General features: G+C 69.7%; 14 protein-coding genes. 11 read left to right on the plus strand and 3 right to left on the minus strand.

The genetic code is table 11. From position 1 onward, the window contains the following. The first annotated feature begins 24 nt into the window (after window positions 1–24). The 3 genes from HNR51_RS21505 to HNR51_RS21515 all read left to right on the plus strand — a co-directional run bounded on the left by HNR51_RS21505 (window position 25) and on the right by HNR51_RS21515 (window position 2,040). Complete coding sequence (locus HNR51_RS21505; RefSeq protein WP_182556301.1) at window positions 25–1,062, plus strand: formate dehydrogenase subunit gamma; 1,038 nt, start codon at window positions 25–27, stop codon at window positions 1,060–1,062. Window positions 1,063–1,162: 100 nt separating this feature from the next. Next, window positions 1,163–1,402: a hypothetical protein gene (locus tag HNR51_RS21510; protein WP_012452396.1), complete on the plus strand. Its 240-nt coding sequence runs from the start codon at window positions 1,163–1,165 to the stop codon at window positions 1,400–1,402. A gap of 44 nt (window positions 1,403–1,446) precedes the next feature. Continuing rightward, entirely contained in the window at window positions 1,447–2,040 is a 594-nt protein-coding gene (locus HNR51_RS21515; protein ID WP_182556302.1) for a hypothetical protein, read from the plus strand. 40 nt (window positions 2,041–2,080) lie between these two features. Here the strand turns inward: HNR51_RS21515 and HNR51_RS21520 are convergent, their stop codons facing one another. Beyond that, window positions 2,081–2,701 (minus strand): YgjV family protein, encoded by a 621-nt coding sequence (locus tag HNR51_RS21520; RefSeq protein ID WP_182556303.1) that lies wholly within the window; start codon window positions 2,699–2,701, stop codon window positions 2,081–2,083. 318 nt (window positions 2,702–3,019) lie between these two features. On the opposite strand from HNR51_RS21520, the gene HNR51_RS21525 reads away from it, so the two are divergent. Genes HNR51_RS21525 through HNR51_RS21540 form a run of 4 tightly spaced genes read left to right on the plus strand, consistent with a single transcriptional unit; the run spans window position 3,020 to window position 8,352 of the window. After that, a complete protein-coding gene (locus tag HNR51_RS21525; protein WP_012452399.1) occupies window positions 3,020–3,337 on the plus strand; it encodes a hypothetical protein in 318 nt (105 codons plus the stop codon). After that, window positions 3,334–3,969: a TetR/AcrR family transcriptional regulator gene (locus HNR51_RS21530; RefSeq protein WP_152275701.1), complete on the plus strand. Its 636-nt coding sequence runs from the start codon at window positions 3,334–3,336 to the stop codon at window positions 3,967–3,969. Before HNR51_RS21525 ends, HNR51_RS21530 begins: the two co-directional genes overlap by 4 nt. Beyond that, the gene (locus HNR51_RS21535) at window positions 3,966–5,207 is read left to right on the plus strand and encodes an efflux RND transporter periplasmic adaptor subunit (RefSeq protein WP_182556304.1); all 1,242 of its coding nucleotides are present in this window, start codon (window positions 3,966–3,968) and stop codon (window positions 5,205–5,207) included. Before HNR51_RS21530 ends, HNR51_RS21535 begins: the two co-directional genes overlap by 4 nt. Window positions 5,208–5,256: 49 nt before the next feature. Next, entirely contained in the window at window positions 5,257–8,352 is a 3,096-nt protein-coding gene (locus HNR51_RS21540) for an efflux RND transporter permease subunit (protein WP_182556305.1), read from the plus strand. A 193-nt stretch (window positions 8,353–8,545) separates the two neighbouring features. Here the strand turns inward: HNR51_RS21540 and HNR51_RS21545 are convergent, their stop codons facing one another. Together HNR51_RS21545 and hrcA are read right to left on the minus strand one after the other, a co-directional pair. Further along, window positions 8,546–9,505 carry a DMT family transporter gene (locus HNR51_RS21545; protein WP_182556306.1) on the minus strand — a complete coding sequence of 320 codons (960 nt, stop codon included), beginning with the start codon at window positions 9,503–9,505 and terminating at the stop codon, window positions 8,546–8,548. A gap of 139 nt (window positions 9,506–9,644) precedes the next feature. Further along, the gene (gene hrcA, locus HNR51_RS21550; protein ID WP_012452403.1) at window positions 9,645–10,757 is read right to left on the minus strand and encodes a heat-inducible transcriptional repressor HrcA; all 1,113 of its coding nucleotides are present in this window, start codon (window positions 10,755–10,757) and stop codon (window positions 9,645–9,647) included. A gap of 228 nt (window positions 10,758–10,985) precedes the next feature. Between hrcA and HNR51_RS21555 the strand changes: the two genes are divergently transcribed. The 4 genes from HNR51_RS21555 to hemW all read left to right on the plus strand — a co-directional run bounded on the left by HNR51_RS21555 (window position 10,986) and on the right by hemW (window position 14,079). After that, window positions 10,986–11,249 (plus strand): hypothetical protein, encoded by a 264-nt coding sequence (locus tag HNR51_RS21555; protein ID WP_239681573.1) that lies wholly within the window; start codon window positions 10,986–10,988, stop codon window positions 11,247–11,249. Window positions 11,250–11,384: 135 nt separating this feature from the next. Beyond that, window positions 11,385–12,098, plus strand: coding sequence for a ribonuclease PH (gene rph, locus HNR51_RS21560; protein ID WP_012452405.1), 714 nt, complete (start codon window positions 11,385–11,387; stop codon window positions 12,096–12,098). Beyond that, the gene (gene rdgB / locus HNR51_RS21565) at window positions 12,095–12,730 is read left to right on the plus strand and encodes an RdgB/HAM1 family non-canonical purine NTP pyrophosphatase (RefSeq protein WP_141950183.1); all 636 of its coding nucleotides are present in this window, start codon (window positions 12,095–12,097) and stop codon (window positions 12,728–12,730) included. The genes rph and rdgB overlap by 4 nt, the downstream gene beginning before the upstream one ends. Window positions 12,731–12,900: 170 nt before the next feature. Next, complete coding sequence (hemW, locus tag HNR51_RS21570) at window positions 12,901–14,079, plus strand: radical SAM family heme chaperone HemW (RefSeq protein ID WP_182556308.1); 1,179 nt, start codon at window positions 12,901–12,903, stop codon at window positions 14,077–14,079. Window positions 14,080–14,103 lie beyond the last annotated feature (24 nt).

Genomic DNA, 14,103 nt, shown 5'->3' on the forward strand with positions numbered 1-14,103 from the left:
GACGAGACTTCGAAAGGAACGCCGATGCGGCGGGCAACGACCTTCCTCAGCACCCTCCTCCTGGCGGTGATGCTCTTCGCGGTGCCCGGCGCCCTCAGTCCGGCGCAGGCGCAGAACCCGATCCAGGCCGACGGCCAGAACCCGATGGGCGCCCGTCCGACGGCGGATTCGGTCAACGAGGAGTTCCTGTTCAAGCAGGAATCCAAGATCCGCGGCCGCGTCTCGATCCCCGACGGCAAGTCGGCCAACCTGATCCAGCCGCAGGGCCGCGAGTATCAGAACTTCCGCGAGCGCTGGCTGCCCTGGATCGGCGCGCTGGTCATCCTCGGCATGCTGGCCGCGCTCGGCGTGTTCTTCCTGTTCCGCGGCCGGATCATGATGGAGCACAGCCAGGAATCGGGAAAGAAGATCCTGCGCTTCAACGCCTTCGAGCGCTTCACCCACTGGATGACGGCGGTCTGCTTCATCATCCTGTCGCTGTCGGGCCTGAACTACATCTTCGGCAAGCGGCTGCTGATGCCGCTGATCGGGCCGGAGGCGTTCGGCGCCCTCGCACAGTGGGCGAAGTACAGCCACGTCTACCTCGCCTGGCCGTTCATGCTCGGCGTCGCCTTCATGTTCGTGCTGTGGATCCGGGACAACATCCCGAGCAAGGTCGACTGGGCCTGGATCAAAGCCGGCGGCGGCTTCATCGGCAAGGGCCATCCCCATGCGGGCCGCTTCAACGCCGGTCAGAAGGGCGTCTTCTGGATGGTCGCCGGCTTCGGCGCGGCCATGGCCGCCACCGGCCTGATGATGCTCTTCCCCTTCGCCCTCACCGACATCAACGGGATGCAGGTGATGCAGGTGATCCATTCGGTGATCGGCATCGTCTTCATCGCCGGCATCCTCGCCCACATCTATATCGGCACGCTCGGCATGGAGGGCGCCTACGACGCCATGGGCAGCGGCAAGGTCGATCTCGCCTGGGCGCGCGCCCACCACGACCTGTGGGTCGAGCAGGAGCAGGCACGCACCGGCAGCGGCCCGCAACTCAAGGGCCATCCGGCGCCCGCCGAGTGAGGCAGGGCGGAAGACCGACGGCGCGGGCCGGTTTCTTCCGTCGCATGACAAGGCAACCCGCGTTGATCGAGGCCCGACGGCCTCCAGGGAAGACACGACCATGAAAGCCTTCCTCGCCGCCGTGATCGCCGCCGTCGCCCTCGGGGTGCTGGCGATGTTCGCGCTCACGAGCAGTCAGAAGTTCGCCTATCAGGCCTTCGCCACCTCCGGCGCGCGGGTGTCGGAGCCGGGCACCAACCTCGTCGGTCCGCGCTGGAACGGCGACCCGCGGCCCGACGAGTTCAACGGCGAGCCCCACGGCAAGGCCGAGGGCGCGGCCTCTCAGCCGAAGCGCTCCTGAAGCGCGCCGCAGCACACGAGAACAGGACCGAGGGAGTGAGCCCGATGAAGCTTTCGTCGATCGGCCGGCATCTGGCCGGCGGCCTCACGGCCTGCACGCTCCTCGGGAGTGCGGCGCTGGCCCAGGACGCGGCGCCCGCCGCTCAGCCCACGGCTCAGCCCGCGTCAGGCAAGCCGGCCAATCTCTGCCAGGAGCTGGCGGCCTTCGTGAAGCAGCCCGAGCCGGCCAACAAGGCCGCCGCGACGCCGCCGCAGCAGGCGACCGCGGTCTCGAACCCGTCCGGCAAGACCGAGGGCGGCAAGCCGTCGGATGGCGGCGAGCCTCAGAAGACGTCGGGCCTCAGCGGCGCCGTCAACGAGACCGGAAACGGCCCCGCGCCGAGCAAGCCGGCCGGCAACCCGGCGGACAACCCGAACGCCAGGGCGAATGCCGAGGCGAAGCTCCCCCCGCCCCCGGCGGCAACCGCTCCGGCTCCGAAGCCGGATCCGGCGGTCGTGGCGAAGATCGAGGCCGCCGCCGGCGCCAACGACCTCGCCGCATGCCGCGAGGCCGCCCGCTCGATGCGCGTGGCGGGCGTGGTGATGCCCCCGCCTCTGCTCGCCCTCGCGGCGCTCGATCTCAAGTTCTTCCAGCCGTGATGCGACGGGGGCGGTGCCGAGCGGCGCCGCCCCTTCCGGCTCACACCGCGCCGGGGGTCGGAGCCACGGCGACCGACGGTTCGGGCGCAGGCGTGGACCTTGCCTTGACGGCTTTCGCGGACGCTCCGCCACGCACCAGCGCAATCACCAGAGCGGTGAGCGTGAGCAGGTCACAGGTCAGGCCGAAGACCGAGCCGACCAGCGTGTTGTGCAGGGCCCAGCACGAGGACGAACCGAGGAAGAACCGGCGCATCGCCTGCGGATCGGCCTGAAGGCGCGCCGTCGTCGCCAGCAGCGAGCCGAGCCCGGCGCAGGCCGAGGGCCAGCCGTTCCAGGTCGCGAGCGTCAGGCCCATCGCGACGAGGCTGCTCGCCACGAACAGCGGCGCGACCCAGGGGGCGCGGGACGCCGCCCCGATCCAGCGGGCCGCCACCACGCTCTGCATCACGGACACGAGGCACATCGCCGTGCCGGTCTGCGCCCCGAGTTGCAGGAAGTGCAGCGCGAAGCAGGCCGAGCAGGCCGCCGAGGTGAAGAGGATTAGACTTCGTCGCGGCATCATTCCGCCAGCGAAGCCGAGGCAAAGCCCTAAGCTTCCGAACAGGTCGAGGTGATCTCGCGCGGCATGCCATGCGAAGAAGACGAGGTCTGCGGGGGACATGATGAGGGTCTCGAACGACGCGTCCGTTGCTCGTTTTGACGGTCGTCTTGTTGAGGCTTGTTCTTGGTTTTAGATTCGCGGCCCTGTCCGAGCTTGGCGAAGGCAGTGCCGACCGAGTGCAGAGCCGCGCCGGTCTTGCCCAATGCGCTATTCCTGCGTGGTAACCGGATCGTTAATTGGGCAGGAACCGCTCCGAACCGTGGCGCCGCTGCCTCACCTGTGGAGCGACGGGCGGCTCCGGCCGCCATGAGAATGAACGTTCATTGACATGAGAATGAACGTTCACTATCAAGCCCTCGGCAGCGTAGGAGTTGGGCCATGGGCATGTCCGTCGGCGATCGGGCGTCTTTCCCTCACGCATTCGGGTTCGGTGCCGATCTCGGTGCCGCCGCGTCGCAGGAGGGCTTCAGCCCGCTGCGGCTGCTGCGTGCGGTCTGCACCCCGGCGAACCTGCTTGTCTGCGCCGTCGTGGCGCTGGGCTGGTTCGCGCTGATCGGCTGGACCGGTGCGGGCCCGGACGGCTGGCAGGCCCGGCTCTGTGCCGACCTCGACCTTCAGCCGCGCGCCTGCGCCGCCGTCCGGCTCGGCGACGAGCCGGGCCGCACCGCCATGAATTCCGTGGGAACCGCATCGTGAGTGCAGCGGCCGGCGCTGTCCTCGACACCCGCAACGGACAGGCGGCCCGGCGCGAGCACATCCTCGATGCGGCCGAAGCCTGTTTCGTCCGGAACGGCTTTCATCGTACGACGATGCAGGATCTCGCCCGCGAGGCTTCGATGAGCCCGGGCAACATCTACCGCTACTTCGATTCCAAGGAGGCGGTCGTCCTCGGTCTGGCCGAGCGCGACCGCGAGCGGGGCGCCGTTCTGGTCGAGGCGATGGAGCGGGCCGGCGACAAGCGCGCCGTACTGATGGGCGTGCTCGCCCGCTTCTTCTTCGAGATCACCCGCGAGGCGGCGATCCTGCGCCTCGACGTCTGGGCGGAGGCAAGCCGCAATCCCGCCATTGGCGCGATGGTCGAGCGCGGCGACGAAGAGGGCCGCACTTGGCTCATCGCGATGTTCGATGCGATCAAGACCTCGCCCGAATGCGACCCGGCCGCCCTGTTCGACGCGGTGGCGCCCCTGATGAAGGGCATCATCGTCAGCCGCGCGCTCGCTCCCGATTACGATGCCGGGCCAGCGGTGGCGCAGCTTCAGGCGATGATCGATGCCGGCTTGTCCGGTGCGCTTCCCCTCCCCCACCTCGATCTGGAGACCGGCCGATGAGAGCCGTCCGGACCCTCGCCCTTCCCGCGCTCCTGCTCGCCGCCGCCTCGCTCGGCCCAGTGCGGGCCGAGACCGCGCCGGCTCCGACCAAGTCCGCCCCCGCGCCCGTCGTCAGCGTGGTCGAGGCCGACCGGCGCGAGATCGTCGAGAGCGTGGTCGTCACGGGCACCTTGGTTCCGCGCGACGAGATCCTCGTGACGCCCGAGATCGACGGCTACCGCCTCGTCGAGCTGCTGACCGAGGAGGGCATGCGCGTCGAGAAGGGGCAGGTGCTCGCCCGCCTCAACCGCGACCTGATCGAGCGGCAGATCGCGCAGCAGAGCGCGCTGATCGACAAGGCGAGCGCCGCCGTGCCGCAGGCCCAGAGCAGCATTGAGCAGGCGGAGGCCGCCGAGCTCGAAGCCCATCTCGCCTATGATCGCGCCAAGCAACTGATCCAGACCGGCAACACCACAGCCGTCATCATGGAGGGCCGCACCGCCGCCCTGCGGCAGGCCGAGGGCAAGCTCGCCTTCGCCCGCAACGGGCTCGCCATGGCCAGGGCGGAACTCGCTCAAGCCCGAGCCGTGCGCGACGAACTCGAATTGCGGCTCGCCCGCACCGAGATCCGCGCGCCGGAGGCCGGCATCGTCAGCCGCCGCACGGCGCGGGTCGGCATGGCGACGTCTTCGTCGGCCGAGCCGCTGTTCCGCCTGATCGCCCGCGGCGAGATCGAGCTGGAGGCGGAGGTCATCGAGACCAAGCTGCCGCTGCTGCACGTGGGGGCGCCGGCCTTCATCGAGATCGGCGAGGGCGAGCGCGTCGCGGGCAGCGTCCGCGCCGTCTATCCGGAGGTCGACAAGGCGAGCCGCCTCGGCAAGGTCCGCGTCCGCCTCGATCCCGATCCGCGCCTGCGCATCGGCACCTTCGCCCGCGGCGCGGTCGAACTCGCCCGCACCCGCGGCGTGACCGTACCGCAGGCTTCCGTCCTCTACGGTGGCGGCAAGCGCAGCTCGGTGCTGGTCGTCGCCGACGACCGGGTCGAGGCCCGCGAGGTCCGCACCGGCCTGTCGGACGACGACGACATCGAGATCCGCTCCGGCCTCACCGAGGGCGAGCGGGTGGTGGCGCGCGCCGGCAGCTTCCTGCGCGACGGCGACCGCGTCCGGCCCGTCCCGCTCGCGCGGCAGGGCCAGACGCCGGCCGCGATCTCCGCCACGCCCTCGCCGCAAGCCACCGCCGACGCCGGCCCGCGCTGAGGCGATCCCCGCCCCGGCCCCCAGACACCGATCCTGACGGGTTGCCCCGATGCGCCTGAACATCTCCGCCTGGGCGATCCGCAATCCGATCGCGCCCCTCGTCCTGTTCCTCGTGCTGATGGTGCTCGGCTTCGTCAGCTTCCGGGGGCTCGCCGTCACCCGCATGCCCAACGTGGACGTACCCATCGTCTCGGTGACGATCACGCAGGGCGGCGCCGCGCCGTCCGAGTTGCAGACGCAGGTCACGAAATGGGTCGAGGACTCGATCGCGGGCGTGCGCGGCGTCAAGCACATCACCTCGGCCATCACCGAGGGCTCCTCCGTCACCACGGTGGAGTTCCGGCTCGAGGTGAACACCGACCGCGCGGTCAACGACGTGAAGGATGCGATCTCGAAGATCCGCATCAACCTGCCCCGCACCATCGACGAGCCGATCATCCAGCGCGTCGAGATCACCGGCCTGCCGATCCTGATCTACGGCGTGACATCGCCGGCGATGACGCCGGCCGACCTGTCGTGGTTCGTTGAGGACAAGGTCGCCCGCACGCTTCAAGGTGTGAAGGGCGTCGGCGGCGTCGAGCGCGTCGGCGGCGTCGCCCGCGAGATCCGCATCACCCCGCTGCCCGACCGGCTGCTGGCGCTCGGCATCACCGCGGCCGACGTGAACCGGCAGGTGCGCGTCACCTCGGCCGACATGGCCGGCGGGCGCGGCGAGGTCGGCGGACGCGAGCAATCGATCCGCACCTTGGCCGCCTCGCGCACCATCCGTGACCTGAAGGCGACCTCCATCGTCCTGCCCGGCGGGCGCAAGGTGCGCCTCGACGACCTCGCCACGGTCGAGGATTCGATCGAGGAGCCGCGCACCTTCGCGCGCTTCAACGGCGAGCCCGTCGTCGCCTTTTCCGTCTCCCGCGGCTCGGGCGCGAGCGACGCCGAGGTCGCGGCCGCCGTGGAGAAGAAGATCGGCGAGTTCGCCGAGAGCTATCCCGACATTGCGTTCAAGGAGATCGATTCCTCGGTCGCGGCGACGCGGGGCAGCTACGCCTCGGCCATGCACACCCTGATGGAGGGCGCGGCACTCGCCGTCATCGTCGTGTTCCTGTTCCTGCGCGACTGGCGCGCCACCTTGATCGCCGCCGTGGCGCTGCCGCTCTCGGTTCTGCCGACCTTCTGGGCGATGGACGCGCTGGGCTTCACCCTCAACGGCATCAGCCTGCTCGCGATCACGCTGGTGACCGGCATCCTCGTCGACGACGCCATCGTCGAGATCGAGAACGTCGTGCGCCACATGCGGCTCGGCAAATCGCCCTACCGCGCCTCGATCGAGGGCGCCGACGAGATCGGGCTCGCCGTCATCGCCATCACCGCGACCCTGATCGCGGTCTTCGCCCCGGTCTCGTTCATGGGCGGCATCGCCGGGCGCTACTTCATCCAGTTCGGCCTCACCATCGCCGTCTCGGTGTTCATGTCGCTCCTGGTGGCGCGGCTGATCACGCCGCTGCTCGCCGCCTACTTCCTGCGCGACCACGGCCACGCCGAAGAGCGGGAGGGTCCGATCATGCGCGCCTATGCCCGCCTCGTCGGGTGGTCGGTGCGCCACAAGTGGATCACCCTCATGGCCGGGCTGGCGCTCTTTGCCGGCTCGATCGTCTCGACCAAGCTGCTGCCCTCGGGCTTCATCCCGAAGCAGGACAACGCCCGCACCCTGTTCATGATCGAGCTGGCACCGGGCGCGCGGCTTCCCGACACCATCGCGGTCGCCGACCGCGTGGTCGAGCGCATCCGCACCCTGCCCGAGGTGACCTCGGTCTTCGTCGACGGCGGGCGGCAGGCCGGCGGCAAGAAGGAGACGCGGCTCGCCACCCTGATCGTGAACCTCACGCCTAAGAGCGAGCGGGCGAAGCGGCAATGGACCATCGAGTCCGAGATCGCCGGCCTGCTGGCGCAGGAACCCGACATCCGCTCCTGGACCCTGCGCGACAGCGGCCAGCGCGACCTCGCCCTCGTCGTCAGCGGCCCCGACGTCGATGTGGTGACGGAGGTGGCCGCCCGCTTCCAGCGCGACATGGCCGCGATCCCGCACCTCGTCTCGGTGATGTCCACGGCCCCGCTCAACCGCACGGAGGTGCGCATCCGCCCGAAGGAGGGCGCGGCGGCCGATCTCGGCGTCTCGACCGACGTGATCGCCGAGACCGTGCGCGTCGGCACCATCGGCGACATCGGGATCAACCTCGCCAAGTTCAACGCGAAGGACCGGCAGGTTCCGATCCGGGTGCAGCTTCCCGAGAGCAGCCGCGGCGCGATCTCGCGGCTCGAGAACCTGAAGGTGCCGGCCAAGAACGGCACGGCGGTGCCGCTGGCGGCCGTGGCCGATATCGAACTCGACCAGGGCCCCGGCGCCATCGAGCGCTACGACCGCGCCGTGCGCGTGGCGGTCGAGGCCAACATGGAGGGCTCGGATGCGCTGGGCTCGCTGATCGAGCAGGCGATGGCGACGCCGACGGCGAAGAACCTGCCGCCGGGCGTGACGATCCGCCAGACCGGCGACGCCGAGATCATGCAGGAGGTCTTCTCCGGCTTCCTCCTGGCCATGGGCGCCGGCATCATGATGGTCTACGCGGTGCTGGTGCTGCTGTTCGGCTCGTTCCTTCAGCCGCTCACCATCCTGTTCTCGCTGCCGCTCTCGATCGGCGGCGCGATCCTCGGGCTCCTGATCTGCCACATGCCGATCTCGATGCCCGTCGTCATCGGCATCCTGATGCTGATGGGACTGGTGACGAAGAACGCGATCATGCTCGTGGACTTCGCCGTCGAGGAGATGCGCGCGGGCGTCGATCGCGTCACGGCGATCGTCGATGCCGGGCGCAAGCGGGCCCGGCCCATCGTGATGACCACCATCGCCATGGCCGCCGGCATGGTGCCGTCCGCCATGGCACTCGGGATCGGCGGCGAGTTCCGGGCGCCGATGGCGGTGGCGGTGATCGCCGGCCTGATTGTCTCGACCCTGCTCTCGCTCGTCTTCGTGCCGGCGGTGTTCCTGCTGATGGACAGCCTCGGCAGCGTACTCGGGCGCCTGCTCGGCCGCTTCGTCGGCCCGCGCGACGAGGCTGGGGACGCGCCCGCCGCGGCGGCGCATCACGGCTAACCGGAGGCGGAAGGCGGTTCCGAGGTCGCGATGGCGGCGCATCTTGAGTGGATGCCCTGCCATCGCGCGGCTTCGGCCCGAAACGAGCGGTACGCCGGCTGGCCTGTGCGCCGCTCCCTCGCACGGGTCGGCCAGTCGTCCTGTCCATGGGCGACATCGCATTCGCTCGGCGCTCCGGCGCCGCGCCGAGCGCTCAGATATCCCTGCCGCGGTAGATTTCGGGCGACTCACGGCGCCGCGCTCGAACGCTGTCGAGCAGACGTCCGTCGATGGCGACGAGGCCGCATCCGATGAGCGTCATTCCGAGATAGTGGCGCGGCTCGAGGTGTTCGTCGAGCACCAGCGCGCCAAGCAGGATGGCGGAGACCGGAATCAGGAAGGTCACGAGCAGGAGATTGGTGGCGCCCGCGCTCGCCAGGAGCCGGAAGTAGAGGAAATAGGCGAGCGCCGTGGACAGGGTCGCAATCCCGAACACCGCGCCCCAGACCGGCCGACTGGGCCACGCCAGTGTCCAGGGCTGATCGATCACGAGCGCAGCTGGCAGGAGCAGGAGCGTCGATGCGGTGACCTGCCCGGTGGCGGTCGCGAGCGGGGCAACGCCCATACGCCCGAAGCGCCGGCCGAAGATGCCGGCCAGCGCGTAGGACAAGGCCGCGCCGAGCACCGCGAGTTGCGCCAGCAGATCGCCCCCGGCTTCGGCCATCGCGCCGGCTCCGATCATCACGGCCACGCCGCCGAGGCCGATGAGCGCGCCCACGAGCCTGTTGCCGGTCATCCGTTCGTCGGATGTAAGCCAGTGGGCGGCGACGACGGTGAAGAGCGGCGTTGTCGAATTGAGGATCGCCGCGAGGCCCGAGGCGATGTGGGTCTGACCCCAGACGATGAGGCAGAACGGCACCACGTTGTTGAGGAGGCCCATGCCGAGAAAGGCCAGCCAGACCGCGCGCCCGCGGGGTCTGCGAACACCGGCGAAGGGGAGGATGAGATTGAGGATCAGCGCGGCAATTCCGACGCGCAGGACGACGAGCGTCAGGGGCGGCAAGGCGGAGAGGGCCACGCCGGTGAAGAAGAACGAGCCGCCCCACAGCACGGACAGGCTGAGCAGCATCGCCCATTCCACGACGGACATCGGACGGTTCACGGCAGACGACATGGCAGGATCCCGGCAGGTGTGACGAATCCTGCCGTAAGGGTCTGCCGGACAGCGCGCTTCCCGCTTCCTGCTCTCAAATCATTAATCGGATCCGGGACGCCAAGCCGGCCCCCACTGGATCGCGACGGGCTCTGTCGCTCTACCGCGACCGGTCGAGCAGCCCCGAGACCACGCGGGCGGTGTAGTCCACCATCGGCACGATGCGGGAATAGTTGAGCCGCGTCGGCCCGATCACGCCGACGACGCCGACGATCTTCTGTGCGCCGTCGCGGAAGGGCGCGGCGATCATCGAGGAGCCGGAGAGCGAGAACAGCTTGTTCTCCGAACCGATGAAGATGCGCACGCCGTCGCCCTGCTCCGCCCGTGCCAGCAATTCGATCACGTCCTTCTGCGTTTCGAGGTCGTTGAACAGCAGGCGGATGCGTTCGAGATCCTCGGCCGCGCGCAGGTCGTCGAGCAGGTTGGCTTGACCCCGCACGATGAGCTGGCGCGCCTCGGAAGGTCCCACCGTGGTGGCGAGCCCGGCATCAACGAGCCGCTCGGTCAGCGCGTCGAGTTCGCGCTTCATCGCCTTGCGCCCGGCCTCGATATCGGCACGCAGGGTGTCGAGCGTCCGGCCGCGCAGGCGGGCGTTGAGGAAGTTCGAGGCTTCCTGCAGCGCGCCCGCCGGCAGGCCCGGCGGCAGATCGACCAGCCGGTTCTCCACCGTGCCGTCGATCGAGACCAGCACCACGAGCGCCCGCTCGGCATCGAGGCGGACGAACTCGACATGCTTCAAGCCCGCATCGACCTTGGTGGTCAGCACCACGCCCGCCCCCCGCGAAATGCCCGACAGCAGCGAGGACGCCTCGGCCAGGGCCGAATCGAAGGTGTGGCGCGAGGCCGCCGCCTGCATCTGCGCCTCGATCCGCGCCTTTTCCGCGAGATCGACATCGCCGATCTCCATCATCGCATCGACGAAGAAGCGCAGGCCCAGTTCCGTCGGCAGGCGTCCAGACGAGGTGTGGGGCGCGAAGATCAAACCCGAATGCTCCAGATCCGCCATCACGTTGCGGATCGAGGCCGGGGACAGGCTCATCGGCAGAATGCGCGCGAGATTGCGCGACCCCACGGGCTCGCCGGTGGTGACGTAGCTCTCGACGATCTGCCGGAAGATTTCTCGGGAGCGCTCGTTGAGGGCGGCGAGCGCCTGGGGCTGCGGATGCACGGTGGACTGAAGCGCTTCGACCAAGGGACTGGGGACCGTATGCATGATTGTGGGCGCTCGGACGCCGCCGATCAATCCTGTCGCGCCGCGACGTGACGGATGCAGCCGCCGACCTCACAGGGCGAACAAAGGCGCGGACAGAACGGCGGAAGGGATCATTCCGTGCCCTCGAGTCGTTTCAGGAACAGGGCCGCGGGTCGAACCGCGATCCGCGAACCCATCACGCAAGCGAAAATGGAGCCACCGATAGTGCTGACTGGCGCACGAAAGACCATGGTCAAGGTCGCCGCACTGGCGATCGCGGTCACCGGCTTGGGCCTCGCTTCGGCGCCTCACGCCGCGCAGGCCGCTCCACTCCCGATTCAGACGGAGGCGGCCGCACCGGCCGGTGACGTGATCGAGCAGGCGCAGTACCGGCCGCATCGCCGTCATTACCATCGGCACTTCCACCACCGCCGCCATTTCCACCGTCACCATCGCTTCGGCGGTCCGCGGCATCACCATCACCGCCGCCACTGGAATCACCGCCGCTGGTGATCGGCCGGAAGGCGCTCTGAGAGGCCGCCGTCGCGAGACGGCGGCCTTTCTCGTTTCGGACGGTGGCGGTTGCCGCAGGCCGCGGCAGCGCCTAAGAGCCCGGGCTTCGATTTCCGACACGGGAGCTTACCAAGCATGCGCCCCTCGAAGCGCGCGGCGGACGCGATGCGCGACGTCACGCTGGAGCGGGCGGTCGCCCGCTACGCGGAAGGCTCCTGCCTCGTCACCTTCGGCAACACCCGCGTGCTCTGCACCGCCTCCCTGGAGGAGCGGGGCCCGCCGTGGCTGCGCGGCTCCGGCAAGGGCTGGGTGACCGCCGAATACGCCATGCTGCCCCGCGCCACCCATGAACGCACCCGCCGTGAGGTCAATTCCGGCAAGCCGTCGGGCCGCACGCAGGAGATCCAGCGGCTGATCGGCCGGAGCTTGCGCGCCGTCACCAACCTGCCGGCCCTCGGCGAGCGCCAGATCACCGTCGATTGCGACGTGATCCAGGCCGATGGCGGCACCCGCACCGCCTCGATCACCGGCGCCTGGGTGGCCCTACACGATTGCTTCGCCTGGATGCGCGCCCGCTCGATCATCTCGGTCGATCCCCTGAAGGACCATGTCGCGGCGGTCTCCTGCGGCATCTACAAGGGCCAGCCGGTGCTCGACCTCGACTATGCCGAGGATTCGGCCGCCGAGACCGACGCGAACTTCGTCGTCACCGGTAAGGGCGGCATCGTCGAGGTGCAGGGCACCGCCGAGATGGAGCCCTTCTCGGAGGCGCAGTTCATCGAATTGCTCGCGCTGGCCAAGGGCGGCATCGCCAATCTGGTCGAGCTGCAGCGGAAGGCCATCGCGTGAGCGCGCACCGCATCCTCTCCGGCAAGGTCGTCATCGCGACCCACAATGCCGGCAAGCTCGTGGAGATGCGCGAGTTGCTGGCGCCCTTCGGTGTCGAGGCGGTCTCGGCCGGCGAACTCGGCCTGCCCGAGCCCGACGAGACCGGCACGATGTTCTCCGAGAACGCGGCGATCAAGGCGCATGCCGCGGCCAAGGCCTCGGGCCTGCCGGCCTTCGCCGATGATTCCGGCCTCTGCGTCGATGCGCTGGACGGCGCGCCGGGCCTTTTTTCCGCCCGCTGGGCCGGCCCGGCCAAGGATTTTTCCGGCGCCATGGCCCGGATCGCCGACGAACTCGACCGCCGCGGCGCCACGAATCGCCGCGCGCATTTCGTCTCGGCTCTCGTCCTCGCCTGGCCCGACGGCCATACCGAGTTGTTCGAGGGCCGCGTCTTCGGCGATCTCGTCGCGCCGCGGGGCCAACTCGGCTTCGGCTACGATCCGATGTTCCGCCCCGAGGGCATGGACCGCACCTTCGGCGAGATTTCGTCCGAGGAGAAGCACGGCGTCGACTGGCAGAGCGGCAACGCCTTGTCGCACCGGGCGCGGGCCTTCGTCGAGCTCGCACGGGCGTGCCTGCGCCGGCCGGTCTGAGCTTCCACCCGGACTTCGGCGTGCCTACATCCGTACGACGAACCCGCCGTACGGCTTCATCCGAACCACCGCCCTCATCCTGAGGTGCCCGCTTGATCGGGCACCTCAGGATGGCGGCGTTGGATAGGAGGTCCGAGCGTTGCGCGGACCTGAGAGACGCAGACAAGCCGATGCCCCCCGCGACACCGCCCGACCATCCGACCCGCGATGCCGGATTCGGGGTCTACCTGCACTGGCCGTTCTGCGCCGCGAAGTGCCCCTATTGCGACTTCAACAGCCATGTCCGCCATGCGGGCGTGGACCAGCCGCGTTTTCTGGAAGCTTTTCGCCGGGAGATCGCCCACGCCGCCGCGCTGGCGCCGGGGCGCACGGTCACCAGCATCTTTCTGGGCGGCGGCACGCCCTCGCTGATGGCGCCGGAGACGGTGGCGGGCCTGCTCGACGCCGTGGCCGGCGCCTGGGCGGTCGCGCCGGACGCCGAGGTCACGCTCGAGGCCAACCCCACCAGCGTCGAGGCGACCCGTTTCCGCGGCTACCGGGCAGCCGGGGTGAACCGCGTCTCGCTCGGCGTCCAGGCGCTCGATGACGGCGACCTCAAGCGGCTCGGGCGGCTGCACAGCGTCGAGGAGGCGTTATCCGCCGTCCGCACCGCGGCGGCGCATTTCGAGCGCTTCTCCTTCGACCTGATCTACGCCCGGCCGGATCAGACGGCGCAGGCCTGGGCCGCGGAGTTGCGCCGGGCGATCGCCTACGCGGCCGAGCATCTCTCGCTTTACCAACTGACCATCGAGCCCGGCACGCCGTTCTTCGGCCTCGCCCAAGCCGGCCGCCTTGTGCCGCCGGACGACGACGCCTCCCGCGCCCTCTACGACGTGACGCAGGAGATCTGCGAGGCGGCGGGGTTGCCGGCCTACGAGATCTCGAACCACGCCCGGCCCGGCGCGCAATCGCGCCACAACCTGCTCTATTGGCGATACGGCGAATATGCCGGCATCGGGCCCGGCGCCCATGGCCGCCTCGTCCTGCCGCAGGGCCGCACCGGCACGCTGACCGAGAAGGCGCCGGAGGGCTGGCTCGCCCGCGTCGAGCGTGAGGGCCACGGCATCACCGGGACGGAAGGCCTGTCGCCCGAGGATCAGGGCGACGAGTTCCTGATGATGGGGCTGCGCCTCGCGGAGGGCATCGACCCGGCCCGCTACGCGGCGCTGAAGGGGCGTCCGCTCGACCCCGCACGCCTCGATGCGCTGGTGACGGACCGCCTCGTCGCCCGGCGCCCCGACGGTCGCATCGCTGCGACCGCGCGCGGGGCGCCGGTGCTCAATGCCGTGGTGGCGGAACTGGCGGGTTGATCCACGCCCCAACTCGCGCCTGTT

Source organism: Methylorubrum thiocyanatum, assembly GCA_014138645.1.
Lineage (GTDB): Bacteria > Pseudomonadota > Alphaproteobacteria > Rhizobiales > Beijerinckiaceae > Methylobacterium > Methylobacterium thiocyanatum.